Origin of the sequence: Paenibacillus sp. S150, assembly GCF_019352175.1 — a bacterium.
Classification (GTDB): Bacteria; Bacillota; Bacilli; order Paenibacillales; family Paenibacillaceae; genus Paenibacillus_AQ.
The window spans coordinates 1-24,987 of the sequence record NZ_JACBYI010000038.1; the positions used below are offsets into that span (position 1 = coordinate 1).

At 47.6% G+C, this 24,987-nt stretch carries 20 protein-coding genes; 16 read left to right on the forward strand and 4 right to left on the reverse strand.

All coding sequences use genetic code 11. The features are described 5' to 3' along the window. Positions 1–539: 539 nt before the first annotated feature. From HYD27_RS24680 to HYD27_RS24695, 4 genes are read right to left on the reverse strand one after another with little or no spacing between them, the layout of a single operon-like run. Complete coding sequence (locus tag HYD27_RS24680) at positions 540–1,640, reverse strand: GerAB/ArcD/ProY family transporter (protein WP_219219591.1); 1,101 nt, start codon at positions 1,638–1,640, stop codon at positions 540–542. A 22-nt stretch (positions 1,641–1,662) separates the two neighbouring features. Further along, complete coding sequence (locus HYD27_RS24685; RefSeq protein WP_219219592.1) at positions 1,663–1,881, reverse strand: hypothetical protein; 219 nt, start codon at positions 1,879–1,881, stop codon at positions 1,663–1,665. Further along, positions 1,878–3,089, reverse strand: coding sequence for a Ger(x)C family spore germination protein (locus HYD27_RS24690; RefSeq protein ID WP_219219594.1), 1,212 nt, complete (start codon positions 3,087–3,089; stop codon positions 1,878–1,880). Before HYD27_RS24690 ends, HYD27_RS24685 begins: the two co-directional genes overlap by 4 nt. A gap of 47 nt (positions 3,090–3,136) precedes the next feature. Then, a complete protein-coding gene (locus HYD27_RS24695) occupies positions 3,137–4,600 on the reverse strand; it encodes a spore germination protein (RefSeq protein ID WP_375373940.1) in 1,464 nt (487 codons plus the stop codon). 168 nt (positions 4,601–4,768) lie between these two features. Here HYD27_RS24695 and lonB point away from each other — a divergent pair, with 168 nt between their 5' ends. The 16 genes from lonB (at position 4,769) to HYD27_RS24775 (ending at position 24,659) form a co-directional block, all read left to right on the forward strand. Further along, positions 4,769–6,478, forward strand: coding sequence for an ATP-dependent protease LonB (lonB, locus tag HYD27_RS24700; protein WP_219219598.1), 1,710 nt, complete (start codon positions 4,769–4,771; stop codon positions 6,476–6,478). Positions 6,479–7,718: 1,240 nt separating this feature from the next. Next, the gene (gene lon, locus HYD27_RS24705; RefSeq protein ID WP_219219600.1) at positions 7,719–10,082 is read left to right on the forward strand and encodes an endopeptidase La; all 2,364 of its coding nucleotides are present in this window, start codon (positions 7,719–7,721) and stop codon (positions 10,080–10,082) included. A gap of 12 nt (positions 10,083–10,094) precedes the next feature. After that, positions 10,095–10,736: a ribosome biogenesis GTP-binding protein YihA/YsxC gene (yihA, locus tag HYD27_RS24710; protein ID WP_219219602.1), complete on the forward strand. Its 642-nt coding sequence runs from the start codon at positions 10,095–10,097 to the stop codon at positions 10,734–10,736. Between the two features lie 152 nt (positions 10,737–10,888). Further along, a complete protein-coding gene (locus tag HYD27_RS24715; RefSeq protein ID WP_219219604.1) occupies positions 10,889–11,476 on the forward strand; it encodes a non-ribosomal peptide synthetase module in 588 nt (195 codons plus the stop codon). Positions 11,477–11,580: 104 nt separating this feature from the next. Then, positions 11,581–12,363 carry a tyrosine-protein phosphatase gene (locus tag HYD27_RS24720; RefSeq protein WP_219219606.1) on the forward strand — a complete coding sequence of 261 codons (783 nt, stop codon included), beginning with the start codon at positions 11,581–11,583 and terminating at the stop codon, positions 12,361–12,363. A 140-nt stretch (positions 12,364–12,503) separates the two neighbouring features. Further along, positions 12,504–14,483: an S-layer homology domain-containing protein gene (locus tag HYD27_RS24725; protein ID WP_219219608.1), complete on the forward strand. Its 1,980-nt coding sequence runs from the start codon at positions 12,504–12,506 to the stop codon at positions 14,481–14,483. Positions 14,484–14,758: 275 nt separating this feature from the next. Next, entirely contained in the window at positions 14,759–15,535 is a 777-nt protein-coding gene (locus HYD27_RS24730) for a YveK family protein (protein WP_219219610.1), read from the forward strand. Continuing rightward, on the forward strand, positions 15,516–16,202 hold the full coding sequence (locus tag HYD27_RS24735) for a CpsD/CapB family tyrosine-protein kinase (protein WP_219219612.1): 687 nt from the start codon (positions 15,516–15,518) through the stop codon (positions 16,200–16,202). The genes HYD27_RS24730 and HYD27_RS24735 overlap by 20 nt, the downstream gene beginning before the upstream one ends. A 39-nt stretch (positions 16,203–16,241) precedes the next feature. Further along, positions 16,242–18,074 (forward strand): polysaccharide biosynthesis protein, encoded by a 1,833-nt coding sequence (locus HYD27_RS24740; protein WP_219219614.1) that lies wholly within the window; start codon positions 16,242–16,244, stop codon positions 18,072–18,074. 23 nt (positions 18,075–18,097) lie between these two features. Beyond that, complete coding sequence (locus HYD27_RS24745) at positions 18,098–18,823, forward strand: hypothetical protein (RefSeq protein ID WP_219219616.1); 726 nt, start codon at positions 18,098–18,100, stop codon at positions 18,821–18,823. A 2-nt stretch (positions 18,824–18,825) separates the two neighbouring features. Beyond that, positions 18,826–19,815, forward strand: coding sequence for a copper amine oxidase N-terminal domain-containing protein (locus HYD27_RS24750; RefSeq protein WP_219219618.1), 990 nt, complete (start codon positions 18,826–18,828; stop codon positions 19,813–19,815). Between the two features lie 106 nt (positions 19,816–19,921). Then, positions 19,922–20,563, forward strand: a complete 642-nt coding sequence (locus tag HYD27_RS24755) for a sugar transferase (RefSeq protein WP_219219688.1) — start codon at positions 19,922–19,924, stop codon at positions 20,561–20,563. Next, a complete protein-coding gene (locus HYD27_RS24760) occupies positions 20,560–21,366 on the forward strand; it encodes an NAD-dependent epimerase/dehydratase family protein (protein ID WP_219219621.1) in 807 nt (268 codons plus the stop codon). Before HYD27_RS24755 ends, HYD27_RS24760 begins: the two co-directional genes overlap by 4 nt. 11 nt (positions 21,367–21,377) lie before the next feature. After that, positions 21,378–22,304, forward strand: coding sequence for a glycosyltransferase family 2 protein (locus HYD27_RS24765; RefSeq protein WP_219219623.1), 927 nt, complete (start codon positions 21,378–21,380; stop codon positions 22,302–22,304). A 49-nt stretch (positions 22,305–22,353) separates the two neighbouring features. Then, complete coding sequence (locus HYD27_RS24770) at positions 22,354–23,520, forward strand: nucleotide sugar dehydrogenase (protein WP_219219625.1); 1,167 nt, start codon at positions 22,354–22,356, stop codon at positions 23,518–23,520. A gap of 38 nt (positions 23,521–23,558) precedes the next feature. Further along, the gene (locus HYD27_RS24775) at positions 23,559–24,659 is read left to right on the forward strand and encodes a glycosyltransferase (RefSeq protein WP_219219628.1); all 1,101 of its coding nucleotides are present in this window, start codon (positions 23,559–23,561) and stop codon (positions 24,657–24,659) included. The last annotated feature ends 328 nt before the right edge of the window (positions 24,660–24,987 follow it).

Consider the following 24,987-nt stretch of genomic DNA (forward strand, 5'->3'; position numbering starts at 1 on the left):
TGGAAACGGATGGAATCTCGTGTGGCCCAGTTAGAATGAGCCCCCTGGAATTTAACATGGAAATCCGAAGCCCGGTCCTCCTGGGGTAGGGGGAAGTGTGTCTTTTTCTCCACTTCGTCCATATTTCCTATGGATAGTCTTCCTTTTTATGTTATCTTTCGTGAGAGGTAGTTTCAGGTAGGCCTTGTAGCTATGGGCCCAGTATCCGAATGCGGTGAATTAGTTATCCTTTTTACCACTAAAATGGCTGCCCCTTTGGATGAGAAAGGTTCAAGTACATCGTAATGCAGGCGTATTCCTCTGCAAGGGAGAGAACCGGAACGATTAGGTATCTTTTTCCCGCTAACCCTTGCGAAAAAGCGGCCGGGGGAATATGAAGTGACCTTTTCCACTTGGCTCCCCGCCTGGCTTCAGCAGCCAGCCTTACACCTGAAATGCAAACAGCTGCGCTGCCCGGTCAAGGACGGCGCAGCCGTTTCTGCTTGTACAGGAGCTACATGCTCCATCGCAAGTCTCTGCCTGCTCTTTTTTATACCGGATTAAGGCTTTTTGGCCCGGAGCAGCCTGGTCCGGAGCAGGGCGATCAGATACAGGAGGAAGGGAAACAGCAGCAAATAGAGAGAGGAGAAATTCCCCCATACTTGTTGAATGATCTGGTTGATATATACAGTATTGATGTATGTATTCCAAGCAATGATGATGAACAGCACGGCCAAGGGATATATCAGGTGGTTTTGCGCTTTCAGGGCAAATACGCTGCGCAGACCTTGCAGCATTGAGAGGAACAGCAGTGAAATTTTGATGAAAAAGGTCAGTACCCAGATCGTAATCATCATGCCCTCCACGCGCTGGAGAAAGTTGCCGATGTTGATCGTTTTGGCCAATGCAAATGCAGGGAAGGTGCTGTTCTCGGTCTGTTCAATGCCCAGGACCAGCAGGCTTAGCAATACAATAATGCTTAACGTCATTCCCCCCGTAAAGGTCCCCCAGAGATAAGCCTTTTCAGCGCTCTTTTTCAGCTTGACCAGCGGTAAAAATGCCATCAGTACTATCATTTCCTGAAACATGGCCGACTGGAATCCGGCACTCATCACCGGGGCCCACCCGTCCTCCAGCATAGGCTTGATATGGTTCCAATCGATTTGGGGAAACAGGGCCAGAACAAGTATCGAGAGCAGAAAGATCACCCAGGGAAACATTAGCTCGCCGACTCTTCCCAGAACCACAATTCCCATGCGGGCGCTGAAGATGGCGCTGATCAAAAAAACAATCTGTACCGCTTCGATCGGTGTCTCCGGCATAAATTCACTGGATATAAAAAAGCCGAGGTTGCCCAGCAGCGTCCCGGTGAGGATTAGAAAGTAAAAGAGATAGAACAGGGTAAATGCTTTGCCCAGCCACCTGCCCAGGACGGCCTCCAGAATCTCAAACAGCGACTTGCCCGGATACAGCCGGGACAGGGCAATGTACAGCAGGACCATGATGAGGTTGAGCAGCACACTGCACAGGGAAGCAAGCCAGGCATCTTCTCTGGCACCATGCGCCATTCCGCTCGGTGTGACGAGAATGGAGGTTCCGACGTTCAGGCCGAAGGTCAGTATAAAAAATTGCAAGGCTGATAGCTGCGGCTGCTTCATCATGAGAATCTTCCCCCCTGTCTTATTAAGCTGCCAGTCCGGTGAGCTGCATGAAGCCGCGGATCCAATCCAGCGGTCTAATCTGGGTAAGGCCGGCCATATCGGCAACCGTTGCGGCTGCAGCAATTCCCCAGAAACCATAAAATACGGCCATATCCCGGGGAGAATGGAGCCTGGCCAGCTGCCGCGTCTCGATTACGGCCACCAGCAGCAGAATCATAAGCAATAAAATGCTCCAGCTCATTTCAGTTCCACCTCTTTCCGCTGCGATTGAATGACGGAGCCAATCTGCTGGATGGCGACACTGGAGTTCACGCTGACCTTGACCGTTTGGAAGGTTTCATCCCAATGCTTCCGATAGCCCTTCCAAAGCTTGGGATATTTGCGGTGCAGCTCTTCCCCGAAGCCGTAGATGTCCGAGCCATACTTTTCCTGCACCTTCTTGATGTTATTGGTCATGCCTAGATCTGTCTTGCTTTTGATCAGGCTTCGGAGGATCTCAATACTGGCAGGCTTGCGGAGATCAATTTTGCTTTCCACTGACGTGAGATTAGCCTCCAGATTCAAGTTCACTGTGAATTCAGGCTCGTTTTCGCCATTCAGATTGACGTCAATGCTGCTGTCTGCCCGGGTGATTGTAAATCCGGCGGTGCCGCCTTCCGGACAACTGACATTGCCGACAGTAGAATCCACCTTATTCAGCACATAGTTGAGGGTTTTACTTGAGGATTCCCCCAGCCATCCCACGAGCTTGTCCTTTTTGAAAACAGCGATTCCCGCATGCTGAATCAAGGCTTTCGGCGTAATGCTCTGGACGTTCTTGGCGGACTCGCTTTGGGAGGGAACGCCTTTCAGCTGCACGCCGGACATGACCGGATTGGAGCCGCCGCGCTCAAGCTCGACAACGAATTCCTGAAGGGTGACTTTTCCGGTAGCCGCCCAATTTTTATGAGAGACAAGAATGGAAGAAAAAAGGGAATTGGCAGGAATATGCTCAAAGGGTGTAATGACATCGAGAATTTTCGAGGCTTCGGAATTTTTGGCCACCAGCATATAGAAATCGGTGCGCAGCTGATGATTGCGGTTTAAATAATCAAGCGCATCGCTAATTCCCGCCCTCGCAAGATCTTCCCCGAATACAAGCACCCGCACATGGGACAAATAGAGGATACGCGGGGTAGTGCTGAGCATACGCTGGAGCGCATCGGGAACGGTTTTGCCTGTCGCTTTGTAGCTGATGACCGGCAGGCTTCCGCCTGAGCCTGACAGAAGAGGACTGCCGGTCTCGCCGGAATTCAGGACCTGTACGGTTACCGCATACCCTTCCGGGTCCAGGTCAATTCCCATTGCCATAACGACAGCAAGCTCGTTCAGCTCTTTTCTGCTCCAGCATCCCGTAAGCGTCACCAGGCTTATCATCAGGAGCAACAATAGAATGTTTCTTCCCCGCATTGCCGGCTCTCCTCTCTATTCTTGGGAACTTGGACCGCGGCAGAACTTTAGTTGCGTCCGAAGTACTTCTTCATGCTGCGCCGCGACAATCTTAAGAAGGTATCCTTCTGGCTCGACCACCGCATGGGGGCGAAGGAGGTCATATAAGGGACGCCCATGGATTCCAGGCTGCACAGATGCAGGCCGAGAATAATCATAGCGATGACCATCCCGTACATGCCGAAGGAGGCGGCAATTGCCATCAGCACAAACCGCAGCATCCGAACGGAGATGCCCACATTGAACGCCGGCAGGGCAAAGTTGGCAATGGCTGTGATGGAGACGACGATTACCATTGCGGCCGACACCAGTCCAGCCTCGACGGCAGCCTGCCCAATGACCAGCGTCCCTACAATAGAAACGGATTGCCCTATGGATTTAGGGAGCCTGATCCCGGCCTCGCGCAGAATTTCAAAGGTGACTTCCATAATGAACGCTTCGAGAAAAGCCGGGAACGGAATGCCCTCACGCTGGCCGATCAGGCTGATCAGCAGGGTAGTGGGGATCATCTCCTGCTGGAATGTGGTGATAGCGATATAGAAAGAAGGAGTAAGCAAAGCCAGTGCAAAGCAGAAGTATCTGAGCAGGCGGACCAGGCTGGCAAAATCGCTGCGCTGGTAATAATCCTCGCTGGATTGGAAAAATTGGACAAGCAGCGCCGGGACGACGAGCACAAACGGAGTGCCTTCCACAAAAATGGCTATCCGGCCTTCCAGAAGGGCGGAGGCAATCACATCCGGCCGTTCCGTATTGTACACGGTTGGAAAAGGGCTGTAGCGGGGACTCTGGATCATCTCCTCGATGTAATTGCTCTCCAGCACACTGTCCAGCTTGGCCGCGTCCAGCCTGCGCCGAAGCTCCTCCAGCACCTGGGTATCGGCGTTTCCTTCAATATACATAATTGCCACAGGGGTTTGGGTCTGCTCTCCCAGCTTCCGCTGCTCCACACGCAGCCTGGAATTCTGGATTCTCCGCCGGACCAGGGCGGTATTCTCCCGCAAGGATTCATTGAAGCCTTCCCGCGGGCCTCTGACTACGGATTGTGAGCTGGCTTCCTCCACTCCCCGCTGCTTGAGTGTCTCTGTGCCGGCGGAGAGAGCCGCCGAGGCTCCCTGGATATAAATGATGCTGTTCCCGGACAAGATCTCCGCTTCAACCTGGGAGAAGGTCCGGGCTTCCCCCACCTTGCCAAGCGTAATGGTCCGCTCCTGCAGCAGCCGCAGGCTCTCCTCCGGCTGATCGGAGCGGAGCTGATCGAACAGAAAGAGATCTCTATGAATGGCTTCAATCAAAAATCGCGGATTTCCAAACCCCTCGATGAAGATAATGGCGGCGGAGAAGGGGCCGATTTCCAGAAACCTGAAGACCAGATCGGTGCTTTTTCCAAAGCGGCAATTCATTTCTTCGATAAAAAGCGGCAGCGAGTCAGGCAGCTTCTCCTGAACGGCATCCGCGTTGCTCAAATCGGCCATGTCCATTCACCTCCTGTGTGCTCAGTATCTCCGCTTAAATAGGGTAGTATGCAAAAATAGTGCGCGCATATCACGGTCTCCGGCGTTTATGAATGACCGAAAAGGCTATACTACCTAGTAGTAGCCAAATACAGGACAGGTAGACTGAAGCGAACAGGAGGATGACCTATGGAATTAAGTATATTGCTGATGATCGTGCAGCTCTTTTTTGCGCTGGTCATCGGCGTTTATTTTTGGAATCTGCTGCGGGGACAGAAGACCAATAAAACGGCGGTGGACCGGGAGTCGCGCAAGGAGCTGGACAAGCTCCGCAAAATGCGGATGATCTCACTGACCAAGCCGCTCTCGGAGAAGACGCGTCCGGCCTCCATTGGAGATATCGTCGGGCAGAAGGACGGGCTGCGCGCACTGAAGGCTGCACTGTGCAGTGCGAATCCGCAGCATGTCATTATTTACGGGCCGCCTGGAGTCGGCAAGACTGCAGCTGCGCGCGTGGTTATGGAGGAAGCGAAGAAAAATGCGCTCTCCCCCTTCAAAAGCGATGCAAAATTTACGGAGATTGATGCCACCACCGCCCGATTTGACGAACGCGGCATTGCCGATCCGCTGATCGGCTCGGTGCATGACCCGATCTATCAGGGGGCGGGGGCAATGGGGGTGGCCGGTGTGCCGCAGCCGAAGCCGGGTGCCGTAACGAAGGCGCATGGCGGGATTCTGTTCCTTGACGAGATCGGGGAGCTCCATCCGATTCAGATGAACAAGCTGCTGAAGGTGCTGGAGGACCGGAAGGTGCTGCTGGAGAGCGCGTACTATAACTCCGAGGACAGCAACACGCCGGCGTATATCCATGATATTTTTCAAAATGGCCTGCCGGCCGATTTCCGGCTGGTGGGCGCCACCACGCGTTCGCCGGATGAAATTTCACCCGCGCTGCGTTCCCGCTGCATGGAGATCTACTTCCGGCCGCTGCTGCCGGAGGAGATTGCCGTCATCGGGCGCGATGCGATCCAGAAGATCGGGCTGAAGCCGAGTCCCGAAGCCGTTGAAGTGGTGCAGCAATACGCCACCAACGGGCGCGAGGCGGTCAACATGATCCAGCTCGCCGCAGGACTTGCGTTAACCGAAGGCCGGGATACCCTCAGTGCGGCGGAGATCGAGTGGGTAGCCAGCAGCAGCCAGCTGCCCATGCGGACCGAACGCAAGATTCCGTCCTCGCCGCAGATCGGTCTGGTCAATGGCCTGGCGGTGTACGGTCCGGGCATGGGCACGCTGCTGGAGATTGAGGTCTCGGCAGCGCCGGCCAAGAACGGGCAGGGAAGGCTTAACATTACCGGAGTGGTGGATGAAGAAGAGACCCGCGGCGGCTCGCGGACTATCCGGCGCAAGAGCATGGCCAAGGGCTCGGTGGAGAATGTGCTGACGGTTCTGCGGACGATGAATCTGGAGCCTGACAGCTACGATCTGCATGTGAACTTCCCCGGAGGCACACCGATTGACGGCCCGTCTGCCGGGGTGGCGATGGCCGTGGCCATTGTCTCCGCCATCCGGCGCCTGCCGGTGGACAACACTGTTGCCATTACCGGAGAGATCGGCATTCATGGCCGGGTGAAGCCGGTGGGCGGAGTGATTGCCAAGGTCGAAGCCGCATTTCAGGCGGGGGCTACCACAGTGCTGATTCCCAAGGAGAACTGGCAGTCGCTGTTCGCCGACCTGGCACCGCTGCGGGTCATTCCGATGGAGACGGTGGAGGAGGTCTTCCGCCATCTGTTCGGAACCGGAACTGCGGATGTGCGCCTGCCTGCCGTCTCCGGCGAGACCTTCTCGGCAACGCCTTCGCTGTTTAAAGCGGATGCCAGCGGGGACAGTGCAAAGGGCTGATTCACCCTTATAACCCATATGTTAGAACGGCGGGAGACTGCCGTTCTTTTTTTAAAAGATAAGACTTTTATGTTTCACGCTATACATTAGCCTTATCTTTCCCGCTGAAACGGATACCGTCCTTATAAAGACGGTATCCGTTTTCACTTGCCGTTTAGGAAATTATGCTTCTCGCCAATTGTGGATAAGTTATGTTATGAAATTTATGAAGTTAGAGGGAAAATTGTAATGCGGCTTAGCCGTGCTGAGTTTGCTGAATTGCTGGGTCGTTCTGAGTTTGTTGAATTGTGTTGAGTCTGCTGAGCCGTGCTGGGTCGTGCGGAGTCTGCGGGTTCTATGTTTTGCAGGAGGAAGCGGGAATAGAGCGGTCCAGCCGAGACCGCTACCGGCGCAGGGACGTGAAGTGGAATGGAGTGAATGAAGTGGAATTCGTAAGAATTAGTGCACTTAAAATGGACGGAAAAGTCTTCGGTAAAGGAAACGTGGGAAAAAGCTGGCTCCATCTGAATTCAACCAGTAATCGTATACCAATCAGGAAACCGGACTTTAGCAGCGGGATCGGAAGAACCCTCTGAACCCGCAGCGGACTTCATTCACATCGTCAGCCGCTGATTTTGGTGTTGAGCCAAAAAGGTAATTGAATGTATAGGAATGGAACCGGAGAACCTGAAGAAGCTGGATGAAACGCAAGGAGTTTCATAAGGAACGGAAGCGAAGTGTAAAAAGTAACACTAATGGGCTGGAATTCTGGATTGAACGGGCTCTAGCGGGATTTTGTACACTTCATGGAGGCCTGCTCCCTCCAAATGGCTGATTTCAGCCGGATTAGTTGTACTTTTTCCCACTAGGGATGATCCAGGATCCTAATGCGCTACCTTAGTTATCCTTTTTACCACTAAAATGGCTGCCCTTTGGATGAATGGTTCAAGTTCATCTTAATGTAGGCATATTCCTCTGTATGGGGGCGAAACGGATCGATTAGGTATCCTTTTTTCCACTAAGCTATAAGGCATCCTTATATTTCCCGCTGAAGCGGAAGCCGCCTATTATTGAGGGCGCGAAGCCGTTTCCGCTTGTTGAACATATTCCGGGAATAAGCAGCGAATAATAAACCGGGTCTGACGGAGCGGAGGAAAAGAACGGAAGCTGCAGCGATGTGCGATCTGTTGGTGTTTTGATGCCGCTTTTGTTAGAATGAAGCATATGACACTACTTGAGAACCATGGGAGGTGCGAAAGCGATGATACAAAGCAAATCCAAAGGTCGTCGTTTTCCTTTATTGCCGCTTAGAGGTCTTCTTGTGTATCCCAGCATGGTTCTTCACCTGGATGTGGGACGCGAGAAGTCGGTTAAGGCGCTGGAAAAAGCTATGGTTGAAGATAACCTGATTCTCCTCTGCTCCCAGTCGGAAGTGAATATTGAGGAGCCGGGACAAGAAGATATTTTTCGGGTCGGCACGGTCGCCAATGTGCGGCAGATGCTGAAGCTTCCGAACGGCACGATTCGTGTGCTTGTGGAGGGAGTGGAACGGGCCGAAATTATTCATTATACGGATAATGAGGAGTATTACGAGGTAATGGCGCGCGTGCTGCCTGAGGAAGAGGATGTGGACCAGCAGAGCGATGCCCTGATGCGCACCGTGCTGAACCAGTTCGAGCATTACATCACCCTCTCGAAGAAGGTCACTCCCGAGACACTCGCCGCAGTCTCCGATATTGAAGAGCCGGGCCGGCTTGCCGACGTCATCACCAGCCATCTGGCGCTGAAGATCAAGGATAAGCAGGAGATTCTGGAGACGATCGATGTCAGCAAACGCCTGGAGAAGCTGCTGGATATCCTCAACAATGAGCGTGAGGTGCTGGAGCTGGAGCGCAAGATCAACCAGCGGGTGAAGAAGCAGATGGAGAAGACCCAGAAGGAATATTATCTCCGCGAGCAAATGAAAGCGATCCAGAAGGAGCTTGGCGAGAAGGAAGGCCGGGCGGGCGAAGCCGATGAGCTGCGCAGTCTGATGGAAGAGAAGCAGCTGCCCGAACGTGTGCAGGAGAAGATTGAGAAGGAAATCGACCGTCTGGAAAAAATGCCGGCAAGCTCGGCCGAAGGCGGCGTCATCCGCAACTATGTCGACATGCTGCTGAGTCTGCCGTGGAGCGAGTCGACGGAGGATGACCTGGATATCCTGAAGGCGGAGCAGGTGCTGGATGCGGATCATTATGGTCTGGAGAAGCCGAAGGAGCGCGTGCTGGAATATCTCGCCGTCCAGAAGCTGGTCAAGAAGCTGAAGGGTCCGATTCTCTGTCTGGTGGGTCCTCCGGGCGTCGGTAAAACCTCGCTCGCGCGCTCCATCGCAAGGTCGCTGAACCGCAAGTTCGTGCGCATCTCGCTGGGCGGCGTGCGTGACGAGGCTGAGATCCGCGGCCACCGCCGCACCTATGTCGGCGCCATGCCGGGTAGGATCATTCAGGGAATGAAGACCGCAGGCAGCATCAATCCGGTGTTCCTGCTGGACGAGATCGACAAGATGGCGGCGGATTTCCGCGGCGACCCGTCGGCGGCGCTGCTGGAAGTGCTGGACCCTGAACAGAACAACACGTTCAGCGACCATTTTGTCGAGCTGCCGTTTGATCTGTCGAACGTCATGTTCGTGACGACCGCCAATACCGTGCACAACATTCCGCGTCCGCTGCTTGACCGGATGGAAATGCTGTTCATTCCCGGTTATACGGAGCTGGAGAAGCTGCAGATTGCCAGCCGCTATTTGCTGCCGAAGCAGCGCAGTAACCATGGCCTGGAGGATGCGCAGCTGTCCATTGAAGACGATACGCTGCTGAAGATTGTCCGCGAGTATACCCGGGAATCCGGAGTCCGCAATCTGGAGCAGCAGATTGCCGCGCTGTGCCGCAAGGCCGCGAAGCTGATCGTATCGGGTGAAAAGGAGCAGGTAATCATCCTTCCCGCAGAGGTCAAGGATTACCTCGGCGCCTCGAAGTTCCGCTACGGAATGGCGGAGCTGGAGGATCAGATCGGCACGGTTACCGGGCTGGCCTGGACGGAGGTCGGCGGCGATACGCTGCTGATCGAAGTGACGGTGGTTCAGGGAACGGGCAAGCTGACCCTGACCGGACAGCTGGGCGATGTGATGAAGGAATCGGCGCAGGCGGCCTTCAGCTATACCCGTTCGAAGGCTGAGGAGCTGGGGCTGGCGCCGGACTTCCATGAAAAGAACGACATTCACATTCACATTCCCGAAGGCGCAATTCCCAAAGACGGTCCGTCTGCAGGGATTACAATCGCTACCGCACTGATCTCCGCACTCACGAAACGTTATGTCTCGAAGGATGTGGCAATGACAGGCGAGATCACGCTGCGCGGGCGGGTGCTGCCCATCGGCGGCTTGAAGGAGAAGTCGCTTGCCGCCCACCGGGCCGGTTACAAAAAAATCCTTCTGCCGAAGGATAACGAGCGCGACCTGAAGGATATTCCGGAGAGCGTCCGCAGCGATGTGGAATTCGTGCCGGTCTCCCACATGGATCAGGTGCTGAAGCATGCGCTTGTCGAGCATCATAACGAAATCAGCAGTGAAGCGCCGAGCAGCGTGCATTAGAAAGGAAGTCCTATGAAAGTTAACAATGCCGAATTTATCATCAGCGCCGTAGGCCCTGACCAATACCCTGTTGACGCCTTGCCGGAGATTGCTCTGGCAGGGCGCTCCAACGTCGGGAAGTCCTCCCTGATCAACCGTATGATTAACCGCAAGAATCTGGCCCGCACCAGCTCCACGCCGGGCAAGACGCAGCATATGAACTATTACCGGATTAATGAGAGCATGTATTTTGTCGACTTCCCGGGATACGGCTATGCCAAAGTATCCAAGACCCAGCGGGCTTCCTGGGGCCAAATGGTCGAGAAGTATCTGTCCGAGCGCGACACGCTGAGGCTTGTCCTGCTTATTGTGGACCTCCGTCATCCGCCTACCGGCAATGACAAAATGATGTTCGACTGGCTGAAGCATTATGACCTGCCCCTCTGTGTGGTGGCGACGAAGGCGGACAAAATTCCCAAGACGCGCTGGCCGAAGCATATCAAGATCATGAAGCAGGAGCTGGGGGTGCTGCCGGGGGATAATTTCATTTCTTTTTCCTCGGAGACCGGTCTCGGCAAGGATGAATTATGGGAGCTGATCGAGCGGTATAATCAGGCCTCCGAAGAAGAAGAGCCGGCTGAGCCGGAGATTGAAGGCGTATTCCCCACAGAATAGTGAGGAATACATATGTAATTGAAGGCTATTATCCCATTCTCCCGTTATAAGCTGAATTATCGGTGTATATCCTGTTCCTCCTGATGAGATAACCCGCTGCTCTTCATTGTATAATCATGCTAAAGGCTGTTACAAAGAATTGAGGGATGGTCATGGCTCAAAGATTGGCTACAGAATATGTGAAGGCGACTTTGCAAATGACGGAATTTCAGATGAAACAGTTTCTGCTTACCGCCGATACCTGCTTCATCAGTCACCGGGTCAAGATTCTGGGCGGCGGAGAACAGGAGATCGTTCTGGAGGAAGCAGGGGGCGAGGAGGTTCATTTATCCTTCCAGCAAAGAGGCAGCATCTACGTATGCGCCCTGTCCTGCCGGATTGTGAACCCGCATCTGAACAACGCAATCCGCAAGCTGTTCGTCACCTATAAAGGTACAGGAACGGTGAATCGAATATATGAAGGCTTCACCATGGTGTACGTCTACGAGAACGGCTCGGTCCGCAGAATTTCTGAAGTCACGCCGCTGGGCAGCAAGCTGGTCTACCAGCACAAGCACTCGCTTGCGGAGATGATGCGCCTGTACAAGTCCGATTCCGTTGAGCAGGAGATTGAGAGCTTGCGCGCCAAGGTCAACAGCTTGCTCGATCAGCGTAATACAGTCTGCGAGAATGAAGAGATTCAAGAGATTGACAGCAGGCTTGCGCTCTACACCCGTAAGCTGTTTGAGCTGGAAGCCTAATCGTTAATAATATTTCAAAATTTAACAATCATTTCCTAGTGAAATGGTTGTATTTTTTTAAGAAATCTATAAATATACGTTAGAGAGGGACCGATAAAGAGCGTATGATAGATATCCATAGCCACATTCTACCCTTCATGGACGACGGGGCCGCCGATTGGGAAGCTGCCCTCACTATGGCGCAGGCCGCCCGGAAGGACGGGATTTCCACTGTTGTTGCCACCCCGCATCATGCCAACGGTGCATACTTGAACCCCGCGCCGAACATAGGACAGGCTGTTGAACAGCTGAATCAGCGGCTCCGGGAAGCCGGTGATCCGCTGCTGGTGCTTCCGGGCCAGGAGATCCGCATTTACAGCGATCTGCTGAATGATCTGGAGCAAGGCCAGCTGTTGACGCTTGCGGGCTCCAGATATATTTTGCTGGAAATGCCGTCATCGCGGGTGCCGCGCACGATGGAGGAGACCTGCCACGAGCTGCTTATTCAAGGCTTCGTGCCTGTTATCGCCCATCCGGAGCGCAATGCCGAGGTTGCTGCCGACCCATCCAAATTAACCAGATTAGTAGAGCTGGGTGCGCTCGGCCAGCTGACTGCCCAGAGCGTCACCGGAGCTCTTGGAAGCAAGCTGCAGAAGCTGTCGCTGGACCTGTGCCGCAAGAATGCTGTACATGTGATAGCCTCCGATGCTCACGACAACCGGCACCGCCCGTTCGGCCTGAGCGAAGCCTACGAGGTTTTGACCCGGGAGCTGGGGAAAACAGCATCCGACTTTTTTCGTCAAAATTCGCGCTTAATTATCGGCAATGAGGAGATTATTCGTGTGAATTCTACTCAATCTCACAACAAGTTTCATAGATTGTTCGGATTTTTTTCCCGTAAGGGGTGACCTCGTGCTCTATTGATGGTAGAATGGGTATTACTGGTTTATTGTTATTTTTTATCAGAATAGTGTAGACTTAGAGCTAGCTACTCTATCTATGCTAGCAGTAGTAGAGAGTATATTACATACAAAGAGGTGGATGAAAAGTGACTTTGAAGAAGAAACTGGCAGTATCATCACTAGCAGTAAGCATGGCAGCAGCATCTTTTGCAGGCTTCCCTTTCAGCAGCACAGGCCTGGCCCAGCATCTGGGTATCGTAGGAACCGCTTCCGCAGCAACAGCAAGCCAAGCCGCGGCATTGCAAAAAATTAAGGACGTATATGCTCAATTGACTTCCGGCAGCGCTCTTTATGACTATAAGATTCAGGCTGCAACTATTGATCAGGCAACGTTCGAAGAAATCTTTGCACCTATTCTTACTAAGTTGACTACAAATGAAGTTTTGGATAGTACCGATGTCGCAGCTTCATACGATGTCTTCCAAACAGTATCCAGCGTTGTTTATGACGTGTATGCTGAAGGCTTTGACGGTGTTGGTGAAGTGCTATACACTGACACAAATGTAGCACTTCTGAACAAGATTGCTGCAGCAGCTGGAGTAGAGGATCTGACATTTGATGACTTTGCAGAATTTGTGTTTGGAGCTAACGGTATTGAAGCAGAACTGCGCACATTGTTGAATGGTGTGACTATTGATCAACTGTTGAATAATGAAGCACTGGTGAAACAAGCGATTAACGCTGTGCTCGCTCACAGAACCGGCAGTGCAACTGTACTGACAGTTAGTGATGTGGTTTACAATTTGGGTATCACTACTGATGATATTCAGACTTCGCTAATTAATTTTAAAAATACGTTGCCTACTGTTAAGCCTGCGGTTCTTTCGCTCGCAGCGGCTTATCTTCGAGCTAATCCGTTCCCTACTAACCCAGGCACCGGCAGCGGTGGCGGCGGTGGAACTGTCACTGCTCCGGGAACTGTAACTGCCGATGGAATCTATAATGTATCCGCACTGGTTAGCGTGGTTGGCGACAAGGCAACCCTGAATCTGGTTGACGCTGATGTGATCAAGGCATTCGATGCACTGATTGCTGCGAACCCCGGAAAGACCGGCCTGACACTCACTTTGGACCTGGGTACTGTCAACGCCAGCATTGTAGAAGTGCCGCTGTCCAAAGCCATCATTGAAGCTGCCAACGCTAAAGGCATTGCGAACATCGCAATCACTTTCAACGGCTTGACAGTCACCATCCCTGTAGCCCAATTCAGCGATGCAGTAACTCTGACTGTTACTACAGAACCTGATTCAACTGTAACTTCAGTTACCAGCCTGAAATTGGCTTCGAAAGTATACTCTTTCGATCTGACAGTTGGCGGTGTAGCTACAACAATCTTCAAACAGCCGTTGACGCTTAAGCTTCCGCTGGTTGATGTGGCTGATCTTGACAAGGAACTGCTGTCCGTAACGAAGATTGTCTACAACGAGCTGCAGTTCGAAGGCGGCGTGCTTGACGGAGACTTTATCGTTGAACCGCGCGACACCTTCTCTTCTTATGCAGTACTGGAGAACAAAGTGAACTTCAGCGACGTTGCGAGTGTACAAGCATGGGCTGGAAGACAGATTCAAGTCGTTGCCGCCAAAGGCGCGATTGAAGGCATCGGCGCCGGCAAGTTTGCTCCGAAGAGCAATGTTACCCGCGCTGAATTCTCCAAGATGCTGATCCGTGCTCTGAACCTGGAGAACAGCACAGCTACTGAAAGCTTCAGCGATGTAGCCTCCACAGCCTGGTATGCTCCTTACGTAGCCGTTGCTGCCGAGAAGGGCATTGTTAACGGCCGCAGCGCTTCCCAGTTCGATCCGAACGCTACGATTACCCGTGCTGAAATGGCAACGATGATTGCCCGTGCAGTCAAGGTTGTTAACCCTGATGCCGCTGCTGGAGATGCTTCATCGTTGACCAAATTCTCGGATGCAGCGAAGATCGCAGCGTCCCTGAAAGACGGGGTTGCCTTCGCAGCCAGCCATAACCTGGTTATCGGCAACGCCGGCAAGTTCGCTCCGAACGACACGGCTACCCGTGCTGAAGCAGCTGTAATCATCTACCGTACAATCAACTTCAAGTAAGAGCAATCAATAAGCAAGTGGAGAGCCTCCTCTCGTCTGTGTGAGAGGAGGCGCTTTTTTAAAATATAAGGATTTATACGCTTTGCGCATTAAATTATCCTTATATTTCTTGCTGTAACGGTGCCGTCCTTACAAAGGACGGCGAAGCCGTTTCTGCTTGGCTTATATAAACTGAACTTGCGAATAATGCACTGTAGTGTTGAACTCGTACCGGATTCACAAGTTCACTGTGTATAGGATGAAATATTACAGAATCAGCTTGGAGGGAAGTTCACTTGTCAGCACAAGAATTGGATCTTCGCGATTATTTCCAGATCGTCCGGAAGAGACTGTGGATGATTGTAAGCATTGTGATTGTGGTGTGTATTCTTGCCGGAGTATACAGCCTGTATATCAAGAATCCGGTATATGAAGCTTCGACGAAGATTATTGTCAATCAGACGCCTACGCAGTCTACAGCGGGGCAGTTGGATCTTAACCAGATTAATACCAACATTCAATTGATTAATACGTACAAGGAAATTATCAAGACACCGGCTATATTGGATGTCGTAGCCAGGAACTATCCGCAATTCAATATTACTGCGGAAGAACTGCTCAAGAAGGTTAATGTGAGTTCTGTAAATAATACGCAGGTGATGACACTTGTCGTTCAAGATAATTCATACCAGAGAGCTGCGGAAATCGTGAATGCCATTTCACTAGTGTTCAAGCAAGAGATTCCTTCCCTCTTCAATGTTCAGAACGTATCCATTCTGAACGAAGCCAAGGTTAACCCGCCTGTTCTGCCAGGACCGGTGGAGCCTAATGTGGCAATGAACCTGGCGATTGCATTTATCGTCTCCCTGATGATTGGCCTGGGAATTGCCTTCCTGCTGGAATATATGGACGATACCCTGAAGACGGAAGAAGATATCGAGAAATATTTGGGCCTGCCAACGATCGCCATGATTACGAGACTTGGACAAGAAGAGACGAAAGCTACCGAATCGCAAGCACAGACGCTGTCCAGAAAGGCGGGGGAACTCGAACATGTCACAGCAGCCAAATAAACAACGCCATCTGATCACCGTGACTAATCCGCGTTCGCCGGTATCGGAAGCCTTCCGGGCATTGCGCACGAATATTGACTTTTCGTCTGTGGACGAGCAGATCCAGATTATTATGGTGACTTCCTCCGGGCCTGAAGAAGGGAAATCAACGGTTACAGCCAATCTTGCGGCGGCCTATGCCCAAGCAGACAAGAAAGTACTGCTGATTGATGGGGATTTACGCAAGCCTACTGCGCATAAGACCTTTTCATTAAGCAACCGCTATGGCCTGTCCTCGCTGTTGTCCCAGCAGGCCAAGCTGGACGAAGTGGTTCAAGAATCCGGGGTAGCCAATCTCTCGATTATGACGTCCGGTCCGATTCCTCCCAATCCTGCGGAAATGATGGCCTCCAACCGGATGAGCACAGTGCTGCAGGAGCTGCGTCAACGTTATGACGTGATTCTATTTGATACTCCGCCACTCCTGGCCGTGACGGATGCGCAGATTGTCGCTTCCAAGAGTGACGGAGTCATTATGGTTGTCAGCTATGGCAAGGTGAAACGTGAGATTGCCGCCAAAGCCAAGGCGAATCTTGACCGTGTTGGTGCGAAGATGCTGGGAGTAGTATTAAATAATGTGAAGCGCAAAGCCAGTGAAGGTTATTATTACTACTACTATGGGAATTAACTCCTGTAGTGAAATTTGTTATTTTTGGAGGCACTGAAAATGACAGCGAAAACTAGAGTGTATTTGTTATTTCTCATTGACCTTGCCATTATCTGGTTCAGTATTGTGACTTCTTATATGTTCCGGTTCTATGGCGGCATTCCTGAAAAATATCTGATTCAGATGCTGCTATTCGGTCTCATCTCCACTATTGCCTTTGGAGGCAGCCTGATTTATTTCGGCCTTTACCGCAGAATGTGGCAATATGCCAGTATTGGTGAGATCATATCAGTCTTCAAAGCTATTGTGGTAGGGTCTGTACTCTCTTATCTGGCAGCTTTTATCATTTTACCGGAGCGGGTGCCTCTGAGCATTGAAGTGCGGGCGATGGAGACCATCCTGCTGCTGGTAGGCGGAGTACGGCTCTTCTGGAGAGTATTCCGTAATGATCGGATCAACAGCAAGGATACTGCGACTCACACGATCATTGTCGGCGCCGGTGACTGCGGAATACTGATTGCCCGTGAGATGATGGGACCATCGTTCGCACATACACGAATCGTCGGGTTCATTGATGACAGTGCAGATAAATATCATCTTTCCATTTTGGGTGTGCCGGTTCTCGGCAACCGTTATGATATCCCCCGGCTTGTGAAGGAGCGTCAGATTCACGAGATCATTATTGCAATGCCTTCGGTATCCAGAACGGAAATATCGGAGATTATTAACCTGGCGAAGGCCACTGGAGCGAAGCTGAAGATTATTCCTGCACTTAATGACCTGATCGCCGGCAAAATTTCAGTGAAGAAGCTCCGTGATGTCAGTGTAGAAGATTTACTCGGGCGTGAACCAATTGTGGCGGACCTGAACAGTATTCTCGGCTATGTACATAACAAAACGGTATTGGTTACAGGTGCCGGCGGTTCGATTGGATCGGAGCTATGCCGTCAGATTTCCCCGTTTGCCCCGAGCAAGCTGTTAATTCTCGGACACGGCGAGAATAGCATATACACAATAGAGATGGAGCTGCGCAAGAGCTTCCCCGAGCTGAATATTGTTACCGTTATTGCGGATGTGCAGGATCGCACCCGGATAATGGAAGTATTTCAGAGCCACGGTCCGGAGGTGGTCTTTCATGCGGCGGCACATAAGCACGTCCCTCTGATGGAGCGCAATCCTTCCGAGGCGATCAAGAACAATGTATTCGGCACACGCAATGTAGCGGATTGTGCAGATAAATATGGAGCGGAACGCTTCGTGCTGATCTCCTCAGATAAGGCGGTTAACCCAACCAGCGTAATGGGAGCAACCAAACGGATTGCAGAAATGTATATCCAGAGTCTCAATACGACAAGTCCAACCAAATTCTCGGCTGTGCGTTTTGGGAATGTGCTTGGCAGCAGAGGCAGCGTAATTCCGGCCTTCAAGCAGCAGATCGCTGCGGGTGGCCCCGTTACGGTTACCCATCCTGAGATGGTGCGTTACTTCATGACCATTCCCGAAGCGGTACAACTGGTCATTCAGTCTGGCTCTTTTGCGAATGGCGGGGAAGTTTTTGTACTCGATATGGGCCAACCGGTGAAGATTCTGACCTTGGCGGAGGATCTGATTACCTTGTCCGGCTACGAGCCTTATAAGGATATAGAGATTACCTTCTCCGGAATACGCGAAGGCGAGAAGCTGTATGAGGAGCTGCTGACAGCCGAGGAGAATCTGGGCTCCACCCAGCATGACCGGATCTTCATCGGCAAGCCCAATGTGCTCAGCCAGAACCAGCTCGAACTGGAATTCAAACGCCTGGAACGTGTGTTGTCTGAAGATGGAGAAGCCATTCGTGAAGTAATCAACCAGATTGTGCCGATGCAGCCGGTAGCCCAAGCTGCGATTAGCTAAAACATTCATTGGAGGTACCTGAAGTGTTCAACAAGAGATGGAAAAAGGTATTGTTCTGGACGCTGTCGGTCATTGTCGTACTCGGAGTTGCCGGGTTATTCGCAGCCAACTATGCAGTAGATAAGCTAATGAGTTCAATGGCAGATGGTTTCGATGTAGAAGCAGAGGATACTGCTGATATAGCTCAGGGTGAGATAGTTGAACCTGCGGTAGCAGCGGGTGATGCGACTTCTGAGCCAGCAGCCAGCACAGAACCTTCAGCAAGTGTTGAGCCTGCGGCGACAACTGAAGCTACTGCAACTACCGGGGCTACAGATGCTCCTGCTGCTGCTGAGGGTACGGCTAAGGCCGGGAATGGTGGAGGACAAGCGGCCGCTACGAGTAAGCCTGAGAGTACTCCAGTTCCAACACCAGAGGGTGTGGATGGGATCGCTCATATTTCTCCTGATAAAGCTAAAGAAGTTCAAGAAGATGTTTCAATAAAAGACAAAGCCAATGTGGCATCAATAGTGGCACAACAATTAAGCGTATCGGATATCAAAAGACTTCAAGAGTTGGCTAAAGGTGGGCTGACTAATGAAGAGAAGAAGGAAGCTCGTAGCATAATTCTTGGTAAAGTTTCAGAGGAACAATACAATGAGTTATCGCAAATAGGGAAAAAATATGGTGTTAGCCAAGGGAAAACCTACGATCAGGTAACTGGAAGTAAAAAAGAAACTGAAGAAGCAATTAAAGAAGGAAGTGAATAATAATGACTAAAGTGAAATTTCCGGCGGCGGCATTATTGCTGCTAATGCTGATAGGTATTGCGCCATTAACAGCTTCTGCTCCACTGTCGGCATCAGCAGCCACAGTTACAGAGTCGATCAAAGTCAAAAGTATGGATGTGAAGATGATTTTTGACGGTGTGAACATGCAGCCGCCAACGGGTCAATATGTTTTTATTTACAACAATGCAACGTATGTACCCCTTCGTTTTGTATCCTACGCATTACAGAAAAGTGTGAGCTGGGATGCCAAGAATGTGAAGGTTACAGTGGCTGAACCAAGCACTTCAGAACTGGTTGTTATCAAAGAATACTTAATGAATGCTGTAAACGGAAATAGTGCAGCAGCTGCCAATAAAAATATTGTTCTAAGTAAAGTAAAAGCCAGTTATGTCTTTAATGGTTCAGCTAAGGCTGTTCCAACCGGTCAAGGCAGCTATATCCTGAATGGCTCGCTCTATGTGCCTCTTCGTTTTTTATCGGAATCTGTAGGGAATTCCATTAGCTGGGATCAGAAGACCAAGACGATTACTGCTGAATCGGCAGCCTATCAAGCTCAACCAACACCTGATGCATCAGGGAATACCTCTGGTAGTTCTGCCACAGCAACACCAACTCCCTCAAGTAGCGCGGCAGCAGGGGGAGGTGCCGGGAGCGGTACATTGACTTATGAGCAGATAACCAGTGATACGGAAGCTAAACTTAGCGCGCTTCAATCCCAGAGCACTTCAACCTTGATGAGCATTGGATTTGAATATATTGCTGCAACGGATGAGGCAACCAAAGCAAGCCTTATGGCTAAGGGGAAACAACAGCTAGCTTCATTTACAGCCAGCTTCAACAGTATAATTGCCGAGGCTGAACAAAAACTAAACGCCAATGGATATAGCACAGACATCATTGCTCAGTATAGAGCCGCCTTTGAGGCGCAGTTGCAAGCGGGCAGGGAATTGGCTGAAGGTATGGGAGATTAATCTTGTTGTGACAGCTTGTATAACGGTGCAGCCTCACTCATTTTATTGAGAAGAGGCTGTGTCATATACATTTGAACTTTTAGCACTTAAAGGATCAGGTGAGCTTATGAAGCCTTATACCATTATAAAACCAATCATTGACTTTCTATTGGCTCTAATCGGAATTCTCCTGTTATGGCCTTTTTTCTTGATTATCGCTATGTTGATCAAGTTAACCTCCAAAGGCCCTATCTTGTTTCGGCAAAAGAGATTAGGGAAGGGCAAGACAGAATTCTACATTCTTAAATTCAGAACGATGCGTACAGATACACCTAGTGATATGCCAACCCATTTGCTTCAGGACCCTGAGTTCTTCATTACTAAACTCGGCAAATTCCTTAGGAAAACCAGTCTGGATGAGCTTCCTCAGATTATAAATATACTTAAAGGCGAAATGAGCATTATTGGTCCGCGTCCGGCTTTATGGAATCAATATGATCTTATTGCTGAACGTGAAAAGTACAAAGCGAATGATATTAAGCCTGGGTTGACGGGATGGGCACAGATTAATGGAAGAGATGAGCTCCCTATTGTAACTAAGGCTGAATTAGATGGATACTATTTGATGCATTTGAGTTTGTGGTTAGATACTAAGTGCTTTTTGAAAACTATTATAAGGGTTGTTAAATCTGAAGGAATTAGTGAAGGGGCAACTGAAGCATCAAGAGACAATGATCTAGTGAACAATAAGGAGACTGCTTCAGTATGAAGAGAATACTAATAACTGGAGCAAATAGCTATATTGGAACAAACTTTGCTGAGTATTTGCGTGAATATTCTGAGAATTACACAGTGGATAAAATTAGTTTGAGAAATGATATATGGCGTGAAACGGATTTCTCGAAGTATGATGTTGTGTTTCATGTTGCTGCAATAGTTCATAAAAAAGAAAAATTTGATATGAAATCTATGTATATTGAAATAAATAAAAATTTGCCTTTAGAAGTAGCCATGCGAGCAAAAGAGGCAGGCGTTAAACAGTTTATTTTCCTGAGTACAATGGCTGTATATGGTAAAGATGGAGAACTCGGTAAAGAAACGGTTATAACTAAAGACACTATTCCTGCTCCTAATACTTTATATGGATGGAGCAAGTTGGAAGCGGAGAATGAACTTAATAAAGTGAATGATACAGCCTTGAGTGTTGTAATAGTTAGGCCACCAATGGTGTATGGTTTGAAGTGTCCGGGGAATTACGCAAAACTTGAAAAGTTAGCACTATTAGTTCCTCTTTTTCCTAATATTAATAATAAAAGAAGTATGATAAATATCAAAAGGTTGTGTCAATATGTTAAGTGCTATATAGATAGGGGTGCTGCGGGGATATTTTTTCCTCAAGATGAAGAATATGTAAATACTAGTTACCTTGTTAAGGAGATGGCTAAAAATAATGGGAAAAAAGTTTACTTATCTACAGCGATTGGAATATTTGTGGGATTTTTTTTTGGAAGAGTGAAGATAATACAAAAGATATTTGGAAATTTGGTTTATGAGAAATCTGAGGATTTTTAAGGATGGTAAATATGAATTTGAAAGTAAGTGTAATTATACCAACGTATAAGCGCAGCGAGTTTTTAACGAGAGCGATTGACTCAATACTGAATCAAACATATAAGCATATTGAGATAATTGTTGTTGACGATAATCATCCTGAATCAGATTACAGGAAACAAACTGAAAATAAAATTTCGAGATATATAGATGGGAATTTAATAATTTACCACAAAAATAGTACGAATATGGGTGGAGCATTGGCAAGAAATGAGGGTATACATATAGCCTCAGGAGATTATATTACATTTCTTGATGATGATGATGTATATGAAGAACAGAAAATTGAAACGCAAATTATGTACATGCATACTAACAATTTAGATGTTTCATTTACCAATGTGAAAATATGTAATATTTCAGGTGACTTAGTGGATTACCGTGAACATAAATATGTAAATGATTTATCGAATGGTGAATTATTAAAACAACATATACTACATCATTTAACACCTACAGATACTTATATGTTTAAAAGAGAAGTACTGCAAGATTTAAATGGCTTTGATAATGTAAGTATGGGACAAGAATTTAGACTTATGCTTAAGGCAATTGAAAAGGATTTGCATATAGGATATTTATCACGTGCTGATGTAATCCAATATGTTCATGATGAAGAAAGAATATCGATTGGAGACAATAAGATTATTGCTGAAATTGAATTATATGAATTTAAAAAAAAATATTTTAATGTTTTGAATAATAAACAAATAAAATATGTTAAGTTTAGACACTTTTCTGTTCTTGCTATAGTTGGATTGAGAAGTGGTAAATATATTTTGTTTTTTAATAATTTATGGTTGGCATTTTTTACTTCCCCTAAATTTTTTATAACTGAATTAGTTCAAAAGTGGCGCATCAATACAAAAGTTAAGAAAGAAATTGCGTTAAGGAAATGAATTTTCTTAAAATTAAGAAGTACGTATAATTTATTGAAGGAGTAATGTAATGAAGATAGGAGTGGCTGGAACAGGCTATGTAGGCTTATCAAATGCTATTTTGCTGGCTCAAAACAATGAAGTAATTGCTTTAGATATTCTGCAAGAAAAGGTTGATAGTATTAATAATAGAATATCTCCAATTATTGATAAAGAAATCGAAGAGTTCTTAGCTACGAAAAATTTAAACTTAACGGCAACTACTGACAGCGTACAAGCCTTCAAAGATTCAGAGTATATAATAATATCTACTCCAACAGATTATGATCCTGACAAAAATTTTTTTGATACAAGTACAGTCGAAATGGTTATTTCTACCGTTATATCCATAAATCCAAATGCAGTAATGGTTATTAAATCTACCGTACCTGTCGGGTATACTAAACAAATAAGTGAAAAATTTAAAACTAATAATATAATCTTTTCTCCGGAATTTTTAAGAGAGGGAAAGGCTTTACATGATAATTTGTATCCTTCGCGCATCATTGTGGGAGAGCAATCTAAAAGGGCTAAAGCATTTGCTGATTTATTAGTGCAGGGGGCATCGAAAACTAATATTCCTGTATTATTTACTAACGCAACGGAAGCAGAAGCTATTAAACTCTTTGCTAATACATATCTTGCTATGAGAGTAGCGTTTTTTAATGAGCTTGACTCTTATGCGGAAGTAAGAAAGCTAAACACAAAGCAAATTATTGAAGGGATTGGCTTAGATCCGAGGATAGGTAACCATTATAATAATCCTTCTTTCGGCTACGGTGGTTATTGTCTTCCAAAGGATACAAAACAGCTTTTAGCAAACTATGAAGAAGTTCCGAATAATATAATGACTGCTATTGTAGATGCTAATAGAACCAGAAAAGATCATATTGCTGAGATGATTATTCAAACTAACCCTAGGATTGTTGGAATTTATCGGCTGACGATGAAGATGGATTCAGATAATTTTAGACAGTCAGCTATTCAAGGGGTCATGAAACGTATTATAGCTAAAGGTATCGAGGTTGTTATTTATGAACCAACGATTAACGAGGATAATATTTATAATTCTAGAGTTATTAATGACTTGGAAACTTTCAAGAAAATAACAGATGTAATTATTGCTAACCGATTGTCAGATGATATTCAAGATGTAGCAGCAAAGGTATATACAAGAGACATTTATAGTCGAGATTAATAATTTGGAACTCTTAGGTTCAGTAGGGAGTTAATATAATGAGAATATTGTTATTGGCTTCAGGGAACGATATTCATAGTGTTAGATGGGCTAATCAATTGAGTGAAAATGGGAATGAAGTACACTTATGTTATTCATCTAATCATAAACCTTCAGTAGATAAATTCAGCAAAGATGTTTACCTACATGAATTACTTGTACCTGCTCCGTATGGATATTATATGAATGTTCTTCAACTAAAAACTATAATTAGTTCCGTTAGACCTGATGTATTAAATGCGCACTATTCAAGTGGATACGGTACTCTTGGGAGACTCGTAAACTTTTCCCCATATCTTATTTCTGTTTATGGCAGTGATGTGTACGATTTTCCTTACTCATCAAAAAGAAATATGAAATTAATAAAAAAAAATTTGAACGCAGCTTCTGCATTAGCTTCTACAAGCTACGCTATGGCTAATCAAACATCCAAATTGATAGGCTGCCTTGCATCCGACATTTATATTACTCCCTTTGGAGTGGAGGTTGAAAAATTTTATAAAAAAAGCACGAAGAAAAATATTAATACAATAATTATTGGGAGCATAAAGAAATTATCTCCGAAATATGGTATTAAGTATGGTATTCTTGCAATCTATTATCTTATTAATAATTTCCTTGGAAATCAACAAGACCTAAAGATTAAATACTATATCTATGGAGAAGGCGAGGAGAAGAGTTCACTTGAAAAACTAGTAAATGAGTGTAATCTTCAAGATATAGTAGAGTTCAAAGGAAGAGTACCTAATGATATAGTTCCAGATGCACTAAATGAACTTGATATTTTCTTAGGCACAAGTGTGTTAGATAGTGAGAGTTTTGGAGTTGCTATTGTTGAAGCAATGGCTTGTGAAGTTCCTGTTATTGTATCGGATGTAGATGGTTTCAAAGAAGTCGTAGATTATGGTGAAGCGGGTATACTGGTACCAAGAAAAGATTATAAAGCTATGGCAAAAGAGATTTATAATCTATTTAAGAACCCTGAATTATGCCATAAAATGGGGAAGGCTGAAAGAAAACGAGTAATTGAAAAGTTTAATTGGATTGATAATGTAAAGGAAATGGAGAGGGTTTATCAAAGTTTAAGTGGTAAGAAATAAATAATTAGAAATTATATTTAGTGCTCGCGATTTTTATTGAGACTATGTACATTTAAATTAGCTAATATCTCTGACATGGATTTTACACTGGAAATCAGCGAATATTTCTTAGGAGCATTTATTTGATTTTAGGTAATAAATTAGTACAAAAAATAATGCGATTAAAATGGCTCAATCTAAAATTAGGGGTTGACTCTAAGTGCGAACAAAGCGGAGGGGCAGAGGGATTCTGGAGAAACGATAGTGTTCGTCTTTAAAGATCAATTTTAACCTATAATATTATTCCAATCAGAAAACTGGGCTTTAACAGCGATCGGAAGAACCCTCT

What these genes read in the sequence shown, in the direction of transcription:
- HYD27_RS24680 (WP_219219591.1), bottom strand. Translation starts at nt 1,640, where the DNA reads ATGATGAAGCAGCCGCAGCTATCAGCCTTGCAATTTTTTATACTGACC.
- HYD27_RS24685 (WP_219219592.1), bottom strand. Translation starts at nt 1,881, where the DNA reads ATGAGCTGGAGCATTTTATTGCTTATGATTCTGCTGCTGGTGGCCGTA.
- HYD27_RS24690 (WP_219219594.1), bottom strand. Translation starts at nt 3,089, where the DNA reads ATGCGGGGAAGAAACATTCTATTGTTGCTCCTGATGATAAGCCTGGTG.
- HYD27_RS24695 (WP_375373940.1), bottom strand. Translation starts at nt 4,600, where the DNA reads ATGGCCGATTTGAGCAACGCGGATGCCGTTCAGGAGAAGCTGCCTGAC.
- lonB (WP_219219598.1), top strand. Translation starts at nt 4,769, where the DNA reads ATGGAATTAAGTATATTGCTGATGATCGTGCAGCTCTTTTTTGCGCTG.
- lon (WP_219219600.1), top strand. Translation starts at nt 7,719, where the DNA reads ATGATACAAAGCAAATCCAAAGGTCGTCGTTTTCCTTTATTGCCGCTT.
- yihA (WP_219219602.1), top strand. Translation starts at nt 10,095, where the DNA reads ATGAAAGTTAACAATGCCGAATTTATCATCAGCGCCGTAGGCCCTGAC.
- HYD27_RS24715 (WP_219219604.1), top strand. Translation starts at nt 10,889, where the DNA reads ATGGCTCAAAGATTGGCTACAGAATATGTGAAGGCGACTTTGCAAATG.
- HYD27_RS24720 (WP_219219606.1), top strand. Translation starts at nt 11,581, where the DNA reads ATGATAGATATCCATAGCCACATTCTACCCTTCATGGACGACGGGGCC.
- HYD27_RS24735 (WP_219219612.1), top strand. Translation starts at nt 15,516, where the DNA reads ATGTCACAGCAGCCAAATAAACAACGCCATCTGATCACCGTGACTAAT.
- HYD27_RS24740 (WP_219219614.1), top strand. Translation starts at nt 16,242, where the DNA reads ATGACAGCGAAAACTAGAGTGTATTTGTTATTTCTCATTGACCTTGCC.
- HYD27_RS24750 (WP_219219618.1), top strand. Translation starts at nt 18,826, where the DNA reads ATGACTAAAGTGAAATTTCCGGCGGCGGCATTATTGCTGCTAATGCTG.
- HYD27_RS24755 (WP_219219688.1), top strand. Translation starts at nt 19,922, where the DNA reads ATGAAGCCTTATACCATTATAAAACCAATCATTGACTTTCTATTGGCT.
- HYD27_RS24760 (WP_219219621.1), top strand. Translation starts at nt 20,560, where the DNA reads ATGAAGAGAATACTAATAACTGGAGCAAATAGCTATATTGGAACAAAC.
- HYD27_RS24765 (WP_219219623.1), top strand. Translation starts at nt 21,378, where the DNA reads ATGAATTTGAAAGTAAGTGTAATTATACCAACGTATAAGCGCAGCGAG.
- HYD27_RS24770 (WP_219219625.1), top strand. Translation starts at nt 22,354, where the DNA reads ATGAAGATAGGAGTGGCTGGAACAGGCTATGTAGGCTTATCAAATGCT.
- HYD27_RS24775 (WP_219219628.1), top strand. Translation starts at nt 23,559, where the DNA reads ATGAGAATATTGTTATTGGCTTCAGGGAACGATATTCATAGTGTTAGA.